Raw genomic sequence first — 16,201 nt, 5'->3', positions numbered from 1 at the left:
CGCCGCGTCGAAATTGCTGTCTTGCCCCATTAGTATAGAATATCTAACTAATATCCGGCAATCGCCGTCCTCTCGGGCGATCCTGCGTCTCCAATATGACCATCCATAGGAGTCATAAATCACATGCCGCGATACAAAATTTCTGGGAGGCGTCCGGGCCTTTCCACCGTTCGACCGCCGCAGCACGCCCGCTCGACGTCGAATTCTGGAAGTACGTCCCAACTTTCGGTGTGGGCGGCTTTTCCACGTCGCGACCGTGGGAGGGGTCGCGGCGTGCCCCCGGGTACCGTGGCGTGCTCGCACAAAGCATGGCGGTCCGCCGAAATCGTGGCGCCGTTTCGCTGCCTGCTCACGTCCGGTCCCGTCAATAGCTCGAGTCCTGGCAACCTGCGGGTGGTACGATCCGCTTACCACCGACGGGTCCCGTCGAATCCGGCGCCTTCCTTTCTCGATACGCGATCATGCTGGCTGTGTGAACGAGACTCGTTCGTCGACCGTGTCACGACGGGAGGCACTGACGGCCGCTGCGACCGCGCTCGCGGGGGGCGCGATCGCAACCGACGACGTCGAGGCCCAGGAGCAGACGGTCATCGACATGACCGACGACCTCGTGTTCGCTCCGGACAGCGTCACCGTCGCACCTGGCACCACCGTGGTCTGGGAGAACGTCGGTCAGATCCCCCACAGCGTCACCGCCTACGAGGACGAGATTCCCGAAGAGGCCGAGTACTTCGCCAGCGGCGGCTTCGAGAACGAACAGGATGCCCGTTCGTCGTATCCCGACGGTGAGATCGTGGGCGGCGACAGCTACGAGCGAACCTTCGACGTCGAGGGCGAGTACGGCTACTTCTGCATCCCACACGAGGCCAACGGGATGGTCGCGACACTCACGGTCGCGGCGGGCGGTGGTGGCGGCGACGGCGGCGGTGCAGCCGGCCCACCGGAGGTTACTGACGACGCGCTCTCCCTCGCGATCGGGCTGATGGCGGCCCTGGGATCGGTCATCGGTCTCGTCTTCTTCTTCCTGAAGTACAACGTCGGTGCGACTGAGGAGCCCGAGTGAACCATCGGTTCCCGACCCCGTCAGTCACTGAACGGTCAGGTTGCACCGTACGGTCCAACGGGGTACTGCTACGCAGTGGGGCTCCCGTAGGGGAACGGGATCCAGCCCGTCGGCGCCACGCCGTCACCCCTGATCTGGACCTCGCGATCGCCGGCGTCGGTCTCGCGGAGCCGGATGACCGCGTCGAACTGGCCGAGGATGGTGTTTCGCGCCTGGGCGTCGTGGGCCTCGCCGGTGAAGGTGACGACCCCGAGCCCGTCGGTGTCCTCGACGCGAGCGGTGTAGACGTGCAGAAACTTGAACACCGTCTGGACGTCGAGGAACTGCAGGAGCGTCGAGACGGAGTCGAGCCCGTACCGGAGCCCGTCCAGTCGGTGGGTCGGTAGCGCTTTGAACTGCTTCGCCATCCCGATGCTGATCCCCGTGAGGTCCGCGGGCGTCGACACGTGCTGGTTCGCGCCGCGTGCGGCGCCCAACCCGTCGTTGCCGGAGCAATCGAGAATCTCGACCCGGTCGCGGTCGAGGTCCTCGACGTGGCGTTCGAACTCGTCGATGCCGAGGTTGCCGTCCGTCGTAGACCGCTCGGACGCCACCTACCGTCCGTCGTAGACCACCCGGCCCTCGACGACGGTCAGCGCGACGTGCGTATCGGCGATCGATTCCGGCTCTTCCCACGGGGAATCTGCCAGTGCCACGAGGGCTGCCTGCTTGCCGACCTCGATCGAGCCGATCCGGTCCTCGTCGAATCCCGCGAACGCGGCGCCGCCGGTGTAGGCCACGAGCGCGGCGCCGACCGACAGCGACTGTGCATCGGTCGGTGCGGTCACGGCCTGCTCGACGCCGAACAGCGGATCCATCGGCATCCCGTCGCTCCCGAAGGCCAGCGGCACGCCGGCGTCTGTGACGGTCTGCAGGCGGTTGCTCCGGGCCGTCCGCTCCGGTCCGAGCGCCGTCTCGTAGAGTCCCCCGGCGCGCGCCCAGCGGTGGAAGTTCGGCTGCATCGAGGCGACGATTCCGCTCGCCGCCATGCGCTCGATCTGGGCGTCGGTCGCGAGTTCGGCGTGCTCGATCCGGTGGCGGGCGTCGGCGAGTTCCGCGGGCGTGCCGCTGGCTTCGAGTGCGTCGATCGTCTCGCCGATCGCCTCGTCCCCGATCGCGTGGGCCTGCACCTGGAGTCTGGCGTCGGTCGCGTCGTCGACGATCTCCCGGAGTTCCGCGGGTGGCACGACCCAGGTCCCGCGTTCGTCCTCGGCCTCACCGTCGCTCTCCGTCCCGGCAGCCGCGCCAGTATCCCCCGCAGCGTCGGCGTAGGGCGCTCGGAGCTTCGCGCTCCGACCCCCGATCGACCCGTCGGTGAACGTCTTCAGCGAGCCGACCTGTACCAGTTCCGTCCCGTCGCCGGTTCGGAGCCCCAGTTCCGCGAGCGCCTCGCGGTGGTCCGCCCAGTAGTCGATCCGGATCCGGCAGTCGAGGTCGTCGGCTCGGTCGAGGTCGCGATAGACGCGGGGGGCGTGGGAGTTGCGCACCTTGTCGTGGACGCCCGTGATCCCGCGCCGCGTCGCTTCGTCGATCGCAGCCCTGACGGCTCGATCGGTCGCCTCGCGGCCGGGATCGTACACCGGTTCGACGACGCCGACGGCGTCCTCGCGCACGAGGCCGGTCGGTTCGCCCGCGTCGTCGGTCTCGACGTCGTCGGGATCGGGGTCGTCGAGCAGGTCCAGCGCGGCCGAGTTCAGGACGGCAGTGTGGAGGTCGACGCGAACGGCTGCGACCGGTCGATCGTCGGCGATCCGGTCGAGGTCGGCGCGAGTCGGGTGGTCGCCGGAGGGCCAGTCGCTCTCGTCGTAACGGACGCCGACGATCCAGTCGTCAGACGAATCCTCCGGTTCGTGGGTGGGAGAAGATTCCGCCGCTTCGTCGACGTCGGATGAATCCCCCGGTTCGTGGGTGGGAGACGATTCCGCCGCTTGGTCGATGTCGGACGATTCCGCCGCTTCGTCGACGTCGGACCAATCCGCCGCTCCGTCGGCGTCGCCGCCTGCCTGCTCGGCGAGCAGTTCGAGCGCGGCCTCGCGATCCTCCGCGACGCTCAGGTCGGCGTGGACGAGCGCGAGGCCGGCCTGGACGAGGTGAGTGTGCGCGTCGATAAAGCCCGGGAGTATCGTCGCGCCCTCGAGATCGATTTCGGCGGTCTCGATGCCCACGAGCCACTGCACGGCACGGTCGCTCCCGATCGCGACGATTTCGCCGTCGCGGATCGCAATCGCCGACCCGTCGGGCTCGGGCGGTTCGTCGTTCGGTGCGTCGGGAGCCAGCGCGCCTCGCCACGTCCGCGGATCGCCGGGGTCGGGGACGGCGAGTCGGTGGACGCGGCCGTTGGTGAGTACGAGGTCGGCCGGATCGGTCATGCGTATGCTGCGAGTCGCTATCGCCTTACAGCTACGGGTCGCCGAGGCGATCGTCGGCGCTACTGGTCCGCCGCTCGGTCGATGGGACTGCTCATCGCAGCCAGCGTAGCAGCGTCACGTCGGGACGCCAGGTCAGGAGTCCGAGCGCCGCGAGGTAGACCAGCACCGCGAGGTCGTAGGAGTAGGCCGTCGAGGCGGCGGCACCCGCGGCGCCGCCGACGGTGCTCGAGAGGATCAGGGCGAGCACGGGCAGCGTACAGCTCACGCAGGAGAACACGCCGACGATCGCGCTCAGGGGCGTGGCCTCGGCGTCCAGCGCGGCGACGTAGATCAGGTACGCGAGGACGCCGTACCCGAAGATGCGGTAGGGAATCGGCGCGATGCGAATCGGGCCGAGGCCGGCGATCACCATCGGCCCCCATCCCGGCGGCAGATCCCAGTGGACGGTCACGCCGCTGACGTCGCCGAACGCGATCGCGCCCCCGATCCAGGTGAGCGCGAGGAAGTACCCGACTGCGACGCCGACGCCGGCGATACGGCGGCGGGAGGCCCCCGGCGGCTGTGCGTCGTTGGACGGCCGGGACACCCGGCGCCGTCGAACGATCCAGATCGCGAGCACGCCGGCGTTGATCCAGGCGAACGGATAGACGAGGTAGCGCGGCGCGGTGACCGTGGCCTGCGTCGTCTGGAGGTAGCCGACGAGCAGGGCGGCCTCCGCGAAGAGGAGTGCGGCGAGCGCCGTCACCTCTCGTGGCTCCGGTTCGTAGCGCCGCAACCGCTCCACGTTCATTCGGATTGCACCTCTGGCTCGGGTTCGCGATCCGGCTCCATCAGCTCCCCGGATGAGTCGTCCCGCTCCCCGTGCTTGCCGTCCCATTCGACGTCGTGCCCTGCATGCTCGCCGTCGCGATCGTTCTCGGGCAGCGTTCTCGAGGAGGTCTCGACCAGCGCACGCGAGGAGTTCGCGACCACGAGCAGACTGCTCGACGCCATGGCGACGGCGGCGAACAGCGGGTTCAGCAGCCCTGCGACCGCGAGCGGGAGGGCGATGGCGTTGTACAGGAACGCCCAGCCGAGGTTCTGCTTGATCCGGCCGTTCGTCGCCCGGGTGCGCTCGAAGATCCGCGGGACGGCGCGCAGGTCGTCGGTCGTAACGACCGCTCCGGCGGCGTCCGCGGCGAGTGCAGTGTGGTCGAGCGCGATTGCCACGTCCGCTGCAGCGAGCGCCGGTGCGTCGTTGACCCCGTCGCCGACCATCGCGACGGTCTCCTGGGCCTGCAGCCGACGGACGACCTCCGTCTTGCCCTCCGGCGGGAGGCCGGCGTACACCTCGTCGACGCCGGCGTGCTCGTCGAAGCGCTCTGTCGAGGCGTCGTCGCCGGTGAGCACGACGACCCGGCGCTCCGCGGCGAGGTCCTCGACGACGCGCTCCCACTCCGTCCTGGGCTCGTCCCCGGCGACGATCACCCCTTCGACGCGCCCGTTCCAGCCGACGAGCACGGGGACGTTCCCGGCGGCGCGGGCCGACTCGGCGCGATCGGCGAACGCGTCCGGAATCGACCAGCCGCGCTCCTCGAAGAGACCGAGTCGACCGACGAGGACCTCGATTCCTACTGTCGCCTCGTCGGTCGTCCCCGGTTCCCCGGTCGCCGCTCGCGCACCGCCGTCGGGTGTGGCGACGATCATGCCGCCGACGCCGCTTCCGGGGACGCGTTCGAACTGATCGACGGTGTCCACGGGGCCGTCAGCGGCCTCGACGATCGCCGCGGCGACCGGGTGATCGGCGTACTGTTCGAGGGCTGCGGCGCGCGAGAGGAGGGTCGCCTCCTCGACGTCGTCGCTGCTCGCGACCTCGTGGACCTGCATCTCGGCGGTCGTGAGCGTCCCGGTCTTGTCGAAGGCGACCACGTCGGCCTCGTGGGCGGCCTCGAACGTGGAGACGTCCGTCACGACGACCCCGTCCGCCAGGGATTCCCGGACGCCGCGGGCGACCGCGAGCGGCGTCGCGAGTCCCAGTGCGCAGGGACAGGAGACGACCAGGACGGAGAGGGCGATCAGCAGGGCACCCTCGAACCCCGCGCCGAGACCGAGGTGGACGGCGCCAGCGACGGCCGCGAGCACGAACACGAGCGGGACGAACACCGCGGCGATGCGGTCCGCGATGCGCTGGGCTCCCGGGCGGGCGCTCTGCACGTCCCAGAGCACCTCGACGACCCGATCGAGCGTGCTCTGCGCGTCGGCCTCGACGCGAACGACGAGTCGCCCGTCGCGCAGGACGGAGCCGCCGATCGCCTCGTCGCCAGCCGTCTTGTTCACCGGGCGGGACTCGCCGGTGACGAGCGACTCGTCGAGGATCCCGTCGCCCTCGACGATGGGGCCGTCGATCGGCACGCGCTCGCCGGGCTTCACGACCAGTTCGTCGCCGGGTTCGAGGGCGTCGACGCCGACGGTCTCGGTCTCGGCCGTGCTCGCGGTGGCCCCGTTACTCCGGCGCTCGGCACCGATCCGTCTGCGGGCCTCGTCGACCCGCTCGGTCGTGAGGTCGGCGAGTCGGCCGGCGGCGCGGCGTTTCGTGCGGTCCTCGTAGAAGTTGCCGATCGTGACGGCCATGACCACGACGATCGCGACGTCGAAGTAGACGTCGGTGCCGCCGGTGAGCGCGACCGCACTGCTGTAGGTGTAGGCGGCAGCCGCCGCGATCGCGACGAGGAGGTCCATGTTCGGGTGGCCTGCCCGGAGGCTGACGTAGGCGCCGCGAAAGAGCGGGTAGCCCGTGTAGCCGAGCACGACGGTCGCCATCAGCCAGACGTTGACGAGCAGGTAGGTGCCCGCCGAGCCGGTGAGGTCGACCAGGAGGGAGTCCGCGGGGACGCCGACGTAGACTGGGTAGAGGAAGAGAACGTACCACAGCATCGTCATCATCCCGAAGAAACCACCGACGAGCAGCCGGCCGACGTCCGCCTGGTCGTCGCGATCGTCGTCGAGTTCCCGGTGGCTCGCCTCGTAGCCCAGGGCGTCGACGACGCCGGGAAGCGCGTCCCGCTCGACCGCTTCGGGATCGTAGGTCACCTTCAGCGTCTCGGTGGGGTAGCTCGCTGCGGCGGCAGCGACGCCGTCCGCGCTCGTCGCCCGGGACTCGAGGAACGCCTCGCAGGTCGCACAGTGCATCCCAGAGACGGAGAGGTAGGCCGTCTCGCCGTCGATCTCGTCCTCGTCCCGGTCGACGTCCCCGGAACTGGTCCCGCCGCCCGCCTCGCTCCCGGCGCCGAGGGCTTCCGCAGCGGCGTCGGCGTCCGCGCTCGCTGGATCGTCGAGCGTCCGCGAGACCTCGAGACAGCCCCGGCAGCAGTACGTTCCCGGCACCTCCTCGTCTGTGATCGGTGGCTCGGGCGTCGGGAGGTCACACAGCGTGCAAGCGTCCGCGTCGCTCACGCCGGATCGCGCCTCGTCGATCGGCTGCATGGAGCGGCGTCTGTCATGGAGGATCACCCCATCATTGGCGGCATCGGGAGGGGAACGTGGGGAACCGCGTACCCAAGCGCGCCGAGTCCCTTCGCGAGCGGGATCGTTCCCGCGACGACGAAGACGACGCCGAGGGCGCGGTGCAGTCGACCCCGGACGGTCGGGCTGGCAGTGTCGAGAACGGTGCCGTAGACGAACAGGGCAGGAACGGTCCCGAGTCCGAGCGCGGCGAGTGCGAGACCGCCGTGGATCGGCGAGCCCGAGGCCGCGGCGTAGAGGAAAGCGGGGTAGAGCAACGGACAGGGCAAGAGCCCGTGGATCGCGCCGAGGCCGACGATGCCCGGGCCGGCGGCCCAGTCGTCGATCCGTGCGTGGAGGCTGCCGCTGACGGTCGCGAAGAGGCCGCCGACGCCGGGGATCGATCCTGCCGTGAACCTTGGCTGGCCACGCGTGATGTAGCCGATGCCCGCCGCGACGATGAAGGTGCCGACGAAGATGCCGACCACCCCGCGGACGCCGTTGGCGGCCGAGACCAGCGCGCCTGCGTCGAAGAGCAGTCCCCCGAGGAGTCCGAGGAACGCACCGATGACGGTGTAACTCGCCGTCCGTCCTGCGTTGAACAGGAGGTGCTGTCGGAGCGCGCTCGTCGTCGGTCCTCTGCCGTCGCTCTCGAAGCGCTCGGCGTACATCGTCACGAGCGGCCCACACATGCCGAGGCAGTGCGCGCCTCCGAAGAAGCCGACGAGGAAGAACACGACGAGGCCGGCGTCGCTGGGGATCATGTTCGGGTCACGGTGTGCTGTCGGTCCCGTTCAGTGCGTCGAATGCCCGTGCGGGCTCTCCGCGGGGCCGAACATGACGTACAGGCTAGCGTAGATGATCACTATGTTGACGAGCGAGACGGCAGCGACCATCGTCTGCCCGGTTGCGTACAGTGCCATCGGTACCATTGCGAGCAAGAGCACGCCTGCGACGTATCGAAGATCCATGCGCGTGCTAATGGGTTGCCCGTGCATAGTATGATCGGTAACGCCGATTCCAAATCGGTGGCATTCAGGGGTAGCCTTTACATACGCTCGCTCGAAGGGCCGCCCGTGTCATCGCTAACGCGCACGGAACGTCGAGAGACGGAGGGTCACCGTCTCGGTCACGGTGCGGGTCGCCGGAACTGGCCCACGCAGTGTACGGACGATACGTGTCCGAGGACGATCGTCTCGACCGATCGGGGCGGGTGGTCTCCGTGACGGATCGCGCGGGACAGCTATCCAGACGACGGGTCTTGCAGACCGCCGCCGGCACCGCGGCCGCAGCGGCGGCGGGCGCTGCCGCAACGGGAACCGCCGCTGCCCAGGACGAGGACGGCGGTGAGGGCGTCCCTGCGGAGTTCGGCAACTGGTTCACGGGCGACGCCCGCGGCGGTGAGGTCCAGAACTACGACGGAACGACCGTCGACCGGACCGGCGAGTCGGAGATCACCGTCACCGTCGGCGCGGACGGCAACGGTGGAACCTTCGCGTTCGACCCGCCGGCGCTCCGGATCTCGCCGGGGACGACGGTCACCTTCGAGTGGGTGTCGGACACCCACAACGTGATCGTGGAGTCCCAGCCGGAGGGCGCCGGCTGGGAGGGCCACGATCCGATCGAGGACACCGGGTTCTCCTTCACGCACACTTTCGAGACCGAGGGGACCTACACGTACTTCTGCGAACCCCACCTCTCGCTGGGGATGAAAGGGGGCATCGTCGTCGGACCGGCGCCCGCCGGTAGCGGCGGTGGCGAGGGCGTCCCGGCCGAGTACGGCAACTGGTTCACGAGCGACGCCCGCGGCGGCGAGGTCCAGAACTACGACGGGACCACGGCCGACCAGACCGGTCAGTCCGAGGTCTCCGTCACCGTCGGCGCGGACGGCAACGGCGGGACGTTCGCGTTCGACCCACCGGCGCTCCGGATCTCACCGGGGACGACGGTCACCTTCGAGTGGGTGTCGGACACCCACAACGTGATCGTGGAGTCCCAGCCGGAGGGCGCCGGCTGGGAGGGTCACGAACCGATCGAGGACACCGGGTTCTCCTTCACGCACACTTTCGAGACAGAGGGGACCTACACGTACTTCTGCGAACCCCACCTCTCGCTGGGGATGAAGGGTGCGATCGTCGTCGGAGCGGCGCCCGCTGGCAACGGCGGCCAGCCCGGTGCGACCGCTGGTGGTGGTGGCCCACCGTTCTGGGTGACTGGGCTCGCCGGCGGTATCGTCGCCGCGCTGCTCGCGCCGATCCTCGTGAGCTACTATCGCTACTGGGATCGAGACGAACGAGGCAGGGGTACCGAAGCCGGCAGGGCGGCAGGGATTCCCGCCGGCGAACCGATTCCCGAAGCGGCCGAGCCCGAACCGGTCGAGGAGATCGGTCACGACGAGTACGACCCGATGGGGACGGCGGCACTGATCGTCGTCTACGCGCTCATCCTGCTCGGGATGTGGGTGTTCATGTACTTCGTCGAGTTCCTGGGCAAGGGACCCACGGTGATCGGGTGATCTAACGCATGGAGATTCATCGATTCGAGAAACTCTGGCTCGTCGCAGCACTACTACTGATCGTCGCGTTCATCGGTACGATCGTCTACGGCGCCCTCGGCGCCGGCGTCGCGATGGTCGACGACAGCGGCGGAACGGTCGATCCGGACGACCCGACCGCGTCTGACAACTTCCGCGAACCAGGCGTCTACACGACCGAGGACGGCGACGTCGAGGTGTACGTCATCGCGCGGCAGTTCCTCTTCAGTCCAGGCTCCACGGAGCCGATCCAGGTGCCAGCCGACACGGAGGTCACCTTCTACGTCACGAGCGGTGACGTCACGCACGGCTTCTACCTGCCAGGGACGAACGTCAACACTATGATTATTCCAGGACAGGTCGCCGAGATAACGGTCGAGTTCGACGAGACCGGCGACCACCACATCGTCTGTCACGAGTACTGTGGCGCCAGTCATCACACCATGCGGGGAACGGTCGAAGTCGTCTCGCAGTCGAACTTCGACGGTAACGGGGTGAGCGGCGAATGACCTACGTCGACGAGTTCCCGACCGAGGCGAAGATCGTCCGGTGGCACTGGGGCGTCGCGTTCATCGCGCTGGGACTCGGTGGCGCATTCGGGCTAATCCAGGCGCTGTTCCGGACCGGCTACTTCCGCGACGCGCTTCCGATCACCGCCCAGGAGTACTACACCGTCCTGACTGGCCACGGCGTCCTGCTCGCGCTCGTGTTCACGACCTTCTTCATCTGTGGCATGTTCGTGTGGGCGCTCACGCGGAGCTTCGACAGGGAGCTTCACGACGCCAGGATCGTCTGGACTGGCTTCCTCTCGATGCTGATCGGCACCGTCCTCGCGACGATCGCGATCCTCAACGGGTTCGCACCTGGCCTGCCCTTCGGATCTTCGGACGTGCTCTACACGTTCTACTCGCCGATGAAGGCGCACCCGGCGTTCTACGTCGGCGCAGCGCTGCTGATCGTCGGCTCCTGGATCGTCGGGGCCGACTACTTCCTCACGTTCCGGGAGTGGCGCGCGGACAATCCCGGCGCGCGCATCCCGCTGCAGGCCTTCATGGTCCTCACCACGTGGATCATGTGGTACCTCGCGACCCTCGGGGTCGCCGTCGAGGTCGTCTTCTTCCTGATCCCGTGGTCCTTCGGCTGGATCGAGACGGTCGATCCGCTGCTCACGCGATCGCTGTTCTGGTTCTTCGGCCACCCGGTCGTGTACTTCTGGCTGCTGCCCGGCTACGTCGCCTGGTACACGATCCTGCCGAAGCTCGCGGGCGGTCGGTTGCTCTCCGATCCGCTCGCCAGGGTCGTCTTCGTGCTCTTCGTCCTGCTGTCGACGCCGGTGGGCTTCCACCACCAGTACGTCGACCCCGGGATCGCTGAGGGGTTCAAGACGATCGCCATGACGAACACGATGATGTTGCTGTTACCGTCGTTCCTGACGGCGTTCACCGTCGTCGCGTCGATGGAGTACGGCGCGAGACGGAACGGCGGGAAGGGCTTCCTGAAGTGGCTCCGATCGCTCCCCTGGGGTGATCCGGCGTTCGCGGGGATGGCGCTGGCCGGCCTGATGTTCGCCGCCGGCGGGTTCTCCGGGATGATCAACGCCGGGATGAACATCAACTACCTCATCCACAACACGCTCTGGGTGCCTGGCCACTTCCACCTCACCGTGGGAACGGCGTTCGCGCTCACCGCGATGGCGACGACCTACTGGCTCTACCCGCAACTGACGGGCAAGCGCCTCCAGCACCGGACGCTCGCGCTGATCCAGCCGTACCTCTGGTTCATCGGCATGACGCTGATGTCGAACGCGATGCACCGCGGCGGTCTCGCGGGACTGCCGCGCCGGACCGCCGAGCCGCTGGCGAACGCGAGCGGCGCCGACGCGTTCGCCCCGGTCTTCGGTACCATCGCGGAGATCCAGTTCCAGATCGCGCTCGGCGCGACGTTGCTGACGACCTCGCTCGCGCTGTTCCTGGTGGTCGTCACCGGTACCTGGCTCTCCCGGCCGCGCGAGGGGGCGCTCCGGGTCAACGGCGACCTGCCCGAGGCGCTCTCCGGACCCGAGGACAGTCCACGGGTTCTCGACAACCTGACGCTCTGGGCGGCGATCGCCGTCCTGCTCGTCTTGATCGCCTACGGCGTCCCGCTGTGGAGCATGGTCGCCGACGGCCTGCTCTCACCCGGTTCCGCACCGGTCCCGACCTGAGCTGCGACGCCCGTAGCGAACCGATTCGCGTTCCCGTTTCCATCGATGCCCGACACACCCACTGAGCCCGACGACGAGTCAGACGCCGATACTGGAGCGACGCGAGCAGATTCCACAGCCGGCGAGGACGAGTCAGCGGCACCTACCACGGTCGCACCGGCGGGCCAGGACGACGTCAATCGCCGCTGGCTCATCCGCCTCCTCGTCGCGCTGGGGATCGGAATCCCGATCCTCGTCGAGGGCGCGACCTTGCTACGGATGCTTCGCTCGTTCCTGCTGGGCGGCGGTGGTGGGGGCGGCAACGAATCCGACAGTGGTGGCGATCCCGACACGGCAGTGGAGATCGGTGACGAAATCCTGCCGGAGACGCCCCCGCCCGAGATCCTGCGTCGTGCAGTGGTGGTGTCGGGCGAGAACGTCTGGGAGTTCCAGGCGAGGATTCGCGTCGAGAACACCGGCGAGGACCCCTACACGTTCCGCGTGAGCGCACTCCGCACGGACGAGGGGAAGCGCATCGCGGACCCGGTAGCCACGGAACGGCTCGCGCCGGGCGAGCCCCAGACGCTCGACCACACCTGGCGCATGCCGGCCGGCGAGCGGCCGGCCAGTTTCGAGGTGCTCGCCAGTACCGAGACGGCGACCGGCACCGAGCGGGTCGAGCGAACGGTGGAACTCGGCAGCTTCCCGCTCCAGAACTGAGTCTGGAGTCGCGTTCCTGCTCGCGTACTCGACGTGGCAGCTATCCCGCTTTTCTGCTCGCGTACTCGACGCGGCCGCTATTCTGGTCGCGTACTCGACGTTGCCGCTATCCCGAACGCCCAGCGATGCCGCCGCCGTCGGCTGGGTTCTCACTGCACGACGAATCCGTCCCGACGGACCGTGCGAACGGCCGACCGAGTGCGAGAATCCCGACCGTCAAGCTGCCCAGCACCGCGCCGAACAGGGCGACCGTCGAGAGCGGGCCGAGTAGTTCGGCGACGCTGCCCGCACCCAGTTCGAAGGGTACGGTCAGCGCCGTCGCGACCATCCCCTGCGCCGAGAGCACGGTCGCACGACCCACGCTGCCGATCCGGTCGTTGAGCCAGTCGGCGGCCAGCGGCGTGGCGGTGCTCTTGGCCGTTCGAATCGCGACGAAGGCCGGAATCGCGAGTGCGGGCAGGAACGCGACGGCGACCAGCAACGCCGCGAGACCGACCGGGATGGCCCGGAACCAGGTGTCGATCCCGATTCGCTCCGCGATCCACTCCGCCCGGTAGCTCCCGAGCGCTCCGAGTCCGGTGAAGCCGGCGTAGAGCACGCCGAGTCCGGTTCTAGAGACGCCGAGGTCCACCGACACCGGCTGGACGAAGAAGTTCACGCCCCAGTGGACGCCCGTGAAGAGGCCGATCAGCAGGACGAACGACCGGACGCCGGGCCGGCCGAGTTCCTCGCGGAGGACGGGCAGCGCCTCGAACGTCCCGAGCGTCTCGTCGTCGGGATCGCGACTCGCCGGGAACGTCCAGAGGATCGGCAATCCGAGTGCCGAGACGATCGCCGCCGCGAGGAAGGTGTACTCGATGTTCGCCTCGGCGAGCCAGCCGCCGACCAGCGCGGTCGCGCCGGTCGTCACGAGCGCGAGGGCCGTCCCGCGGCTCCGTAGGTGGAGGAAGGTCGCGTCCGAATCGTCCTTGTCGAGCCCGTCGTAGAGCCAGGCGTCGTCCGCGCCCGACCGGAACGTCTGCCCGGCAGCCCACACCGCGAAAACGACGGCGAAGGCCGGGAGTGTGCTGGCGGGGATCATCGCGAGCGTCGCGACCGTCACGGTCCCGGTGCCAAGTAGCAGGCTCTCTCGGCGGCCGATCCGATCGCCGACGTAGCCAGTCGGGAGTTCGAAGAGGAGCAGCCCGCTCCACCAGACGGCGTTGACGACGGCCACCTCGAAGTAGGACAGGCCGTTGGCGTAGAGGTAGAGGTACCAGATCGGAGCGGTAAACCCCGCTGCCGAGGTGACGCGATAGGCGTAGTAGCGGAGCGCGAACGTGGACGGTCGGCCCATCGATCGAAGCTACGTGCCTCGTTCACGTAGGCGTTCCCGGACGCGAATTTTTGTAGAATTCTGGATCGGTGTGGCGACCCGAGGCCCATCGGCGACGCCCGCGAGTGTTGTCCCGCTCAGCGCATCCGATAGGTCGTCACGACCCCGACGACGCCGACCAGCACGAGCAGCGCCGCGAGTCCCCCGGCGGCGTGCTCGATTGCAACGGAGTCGGCGAGGGCGGCGCTCGCCGCGAGCTGCGCCGGGTGGTGGCCCGGTAGCCACGCCGTCCACCAGGGCTGCTCGGAGAGCGGACTCTGGAGGATCATCACGTCGATGATCGGTGCGAACAGCAGGGAGTAGACGCCGGGCATCCGATCGAGCACGAGCCCGAGCATTGCACCGATCGCGCCGTAGATGCCCCCTGCCAGCATCACGGCGAGGCCGAACCAGAGCGGGTGTTCGGGGACGAGGTGGATCCAGCTCGCAGCGATGGTGACGACGGTGACGAGCACGGCGATCCCGCCGAGGAGCGACAGGCGGGCCGCGAGCAGTTCGACCGGTCGGTAGCCAGCGATCTGGAGCCGACCGTCGACGTCGCGGGAGCGCTGGACGACGAACAGCGCGGTGATTCCGACCACCAGCGCGCCGGCCACCGGCGCGATGATCGCGACGATCAGCTCCGGCATCGAGGCCTGGACCGTCTGGGCTCCCTCGCCCGAGGGAATCGACGCGGTCATCGTCGCGTCGGGGACGATCACGCCCCACGCGCCAACGAAGTAGGCCGGCAACGCGACGAGGAGGACGAGCAACAGGGGATCCCGACGGACCTGCACCGCCTCGATCCAGGCCGCGAATCCCGTACGCCGGAGTGAGTCAGCCGCAGTTTCGTCCCCCGGGCGGCCCGTTTCGCCCCCCGGCCGACCCGTCGCCGCGCCCGAGGAGGCGTCGGCGTCCGCGCTCACACCAGGTCACCCCGGAACTCGACGACGGCGACTGCGATCCCGAGCAACACCACGAGGTACGCGATCGCACCGAGCAGGTCGCCGGTCTGGATCGTCCCCCTCGTGACGGCGTCGGCGAGCAACCGCGCGGGTCGCTCCAGCGGCGTATACTCGAGGAGTTCGGACTCGGTCGGGATCACGCCCAGCGAGGTGAACGAGTCGAAGTCGGCGACGAACACGAGGAGCAGGGAGCCCTCCAGCTCCCGGCCGATCACCGTCCCGACGATCACGCCGACGAGTGCGTAGGTCGTGGCGGCCAGGAAGAGGGCGAGGATCGCGAGGCCTGGCGCGGCGATCGCCTCCGGGCTCATCCACGCGAACGTGGCGTACGTGATCCCGGTGACGAGCAGGCTCGCAAGCCCGATCGCGACGAGACGGGCCCCGACGACCTCTGCGGGGCGGTAGCCACAGACGACGAGGCGGCCGTCGGCCTCCGCGGCCCCGACGATCTGGAAGACGCCGAGCAGTCCGGCGAGGAACGCCGTCGAGAACAGCGCGCCGCCCCGCTCGGCCTCCGTCGCGCCGACCTCGATGCCCGGGGCCGCGCCGTAGGTCGCCAGCGCGACGTCGAAGACGGCGACGACGAGCGGCGGCAGCGCGAGCAGGAGGACGACCGTCGTCGGCTCCCGGAGCGTCGAGCGGATGCCGGCGGCGACGGCCGCTCGCTGGCGACCGACGGCGCCCATCAGTCCGTCACCTCCGACGACCGATCGACCTGTGCTGCGTCGCCGGCACTGCCCGGGACTGCCGAGTCGGCGTGCTCGGCCGCCTCCTCCCGGCCGTCCTTCCGTCCGTCCTCGCGGAGCCCACCGTCCCGGAGTTCGTAGATCGCGTCGAAGCGGTCCCGGTCCTCGACGAAGTGACTGATGATCGCGATTGCGGTGCCCGCCGCCGCCAGTTCGTCCGTCAGCTCCCAGAACGCGAGGTACGTCTCCCAGTCGAAGCCGGTGTAGGGCTCGTCCAGCAGGAGGACGTCCGGATCGTGCAGCAGCGCCACCGAGAGGTTCACTTTCTGGCGGTTCCCGCCGCTCAGTCGGTCGATCCTGGTGTCGAGGTACTTCGCGAAGTCGAGACGGTCGGTGAGCCAGTCGACGCGCTCCCTCCGTCGGTCCTCGTCGAGTCCGTAGGCTTCCCCGAAGAGGCGCATCGTCTCCCGGACCGTCAGCCTGTCGTACAGGAGCGGGTCCTGTGGACACCAGCCGACGGTGCCGCCCCGTTCGACGGTCCCCGCGTCGGGGGCGAGCGCGCCGACGAGGATCTGCATCAGCGTGGACTTGCCGGAGCCGTTCTCGCCGACGATGCCGACCAGTTCACCGCGCTCGATCTCGATCGCGGCGTCGTCGAGCACCTCGACGGTGGGCTCCCAGGGGAACCAGGAGTCGTAGGCCTTGTCGATGCCACTCGCTCGGATCGCGAGGTCGTCGTTGTCGGACGCTGCTCCGCCGTCAGACGCCGATCCGCCGTCGGCCACCGCAACTCGAGCATCTATATTCGGC

15 protein-coding genes are annotated in these 16,201 nt (G+C 68.8%); 5 read left to right on the top strand and 10 right to left on the bottom strand.

Features of this window, described 5'->3' with window-relative positions; all coding sequences use genetic code 11:
- Window positions 1-472 precede the first annotated feature (472 nt).
- A complete protein-coding gene (locus tag L593_RS03620; RefSeq protein WP_020445571.1) occupies window positions 473-1,063 on the top strand; it encodes a plastocyanin/azurin family copper-binding protein in 591 nt (196 codons plus the stop codon).
- Window positions 1,064-1,131: 68 nt separating this feature from the next.
- On the opposite strand, the gene L593_RS03615 is transcribed toward L593_RS03620, so the two are convergent.
- The 6 genes from L593_RS03615 to L593_RS03590 form a co-directional block, all read right to left on the bottom strand.
- Complete coding sequence (locus L593_RS03615) at window positions 1,132-1,656, bottom strand: hypothetical protein (protein WP_020445570.1); 525 nt, start codon at window positions 1,654-1,656, stop codon at window positions 1,132-1,134.
- Window positions 1,657-3,471, bottom strand: coding sequence for an amidohydrolase (locus tag L593_RS03610; RefSeq protein WP_020445569.1), 1,815 nt, complete (start codon window positions 3,469-3,471; stop codon window positions 1,657-1,659).
- Between the two features lie 91 nt (window positions 3,472-3,562).
- Window positions 3,563-4,261 (bottom strand): hypothetical protein, encoded by a 699-nt coding sequence (locus tag L593_RS03605; RefSeq protein WP_020445568.1) that lies wholly within the window; start codon window positions 4,259-4,261, stop codon window positions 3,563-3,565.
- Entirely contained in the window at window positions 4,258-6,933 is a 2,676-nt protein-coding gene (locus tag L593_RS03600; RefSeq protein ID WP_020445567.1) for a cation-translocating P-type ATPase, read from the bottom strand. Before L593_RS03600 ends, L593_RS03605 begins: the two co-directional genes overlap by 4 nt.
- Before the next feature lie 23 nt (window positions 6,934-6,956).
- On the bottom strand, window positions 6,957-7,715 hold the full coding sequence (locus L593_RS03595; protein WP_020445566.1) for a sulfite exporter TauE/SafE family protein: 759 nt from the start codon (window positions 7,713-7,715) through the stop codon (window positions 6,957-6,959).
- Window positions 7,716-7,745: 30 nt separating this feature from the next.
- Window positions 7,746-7,922, bottom strand: coding sequence for a cytochrome-ba3 oxidase subunit (locus tag L593_RS03590; protein WP_144060692.1), 177 nt, complete (start codon window positions 7,920-7,922; stop codon window positions 7,746-7,748).
- 206 nt (window positions 7,923-8,128) lie between these two features.
- Between L593_RS03590 and L593_RS16230 the strand changes: the two genes are divergently transcribed.
- Genes L593_RS16230 through L593_RS03570 form a run of 4 tightly spaced genes read left to right on the top strand, consistent with a single transcriptional unit; the run spans window position 8,129 to window position 12,386 of the window.
- Window positions 8,129-9,466, top strand: a complete 1,338-nt coding sequence (locus L593_RS16230; RefSeq protein WP_020445564.1) for a halocyanin domain-containing protein — start codon at window positions 8,129-8,131, stop codon at window positions 9,464-9,466.
- 8 nt (window positions 9,467-9,474) lie between these two features.
- Entirely contained in the window at window positions 9,475-9,993 is a 519-nt protein-coding gene (locus L593_RS03580; RefSeq protein ID WP_020445563.1) for a cytochrome c oxidase subunit II, read from the top strand.
- On the top strand, window positions 9,990-11,687 hold the full coding sequence (locus L593_RS03575; RefSeq protein ID WP_020445562.1) for a b(o/a)3-type cytochrome-c oxidase subunit 1: 1,698 nt from the start codon (window positions 9,990-9,992) through the stop codon (window positions 11,685-11,687). The genes L593_RS03580 and L593_RS03575 overlap by 4 nt, the downstream gene beginning before the upstream one ends.
- A gap of 45 nt (window positions 11,688-11,732) precedes the next feature.
- Window positions 11,733-12,386, top strand: coding sequence for a hypothetical protein (locus tag L593_RS03570; protein ID WP_020445561.1), 654 nt, complete (start codon window positions 11,733-11,735; stop codon window positions 12,384-12,386).
- Between the two features lie 106 nt (window positions 12,387-12,492).
- On the opposite strand, the gene L593_RS03565 is transcribed toward L593_RS03570, so the two are convergent.
- From L593_RS03565 to L593_RS03550, 4 genes are all read right to left on the bottom strand, one after another.
- The gene (locus L593_RS03565; RefSeq protein WP_020445560.1) at window positions 12,493-13,722 is read right to left on the bottom strand and encodes an MFS transporter; all 1,230 of its coding nucleotides are present in this window, start codon (window positions 13,720-13,722) and stop codon (window positions 12,493-12,495) included.
- A 116-nt stretch (window positions 13,723-13,838) separates the two neighbouring features.
- Window positions 13,839-14,666, bottom strand: a complete 828-nt coding sequence (locus L593_RS03560; protein ID WP_020445559.1) for a hypothetical protein — start codon at window positions 14,664-14,666, stop codon at window positions 13,839-13,841.
- Window positions 14,663-15,391, bottom strand: a complete 729-nt coding sequence (locus L593_RS03555; protein ID WP_020445558.1) for a hypothetical protein — start codon at window positions 15,389-15,391, stop codon at window positions 14,663-14,665. Before L593_RS03555 ends, L593_RS03560 begins: the two co-directional genes overlap by 4 nt.
- A complete protein-coding gene (locus tag L593_RS03550) occupies window positions 15,391-16,176 on the bottom strand; it encodes an ABC transporter ATP-binding protein (RefSeq protein ID WP_020445557.1) in 786 nt (261 codons plus the stop codon). The genes L593_RS03555 and L593_RS03550 overlap by 1 nt, the downstream gene beginning before the upstream one ends.
- Between the last annotated feature and the right edge of the window lie 25 nt (window positions 16,177-16,201).

The sequence above is a fragment of the Salinarchaeum sp. Harcht-Bsk1 genome, assembly GCF_000403645.1.
Taxonomy (GTDB): Archaea; Halobacteriota; Halobacteria; order Halobacteriales; family Salinarchaeaceae; genus Salinarchaeum.
Note: the sequence above shows the minus strand (reverse complement) of the source record. Positions and strands in the feature narration are given on the sequence as shown.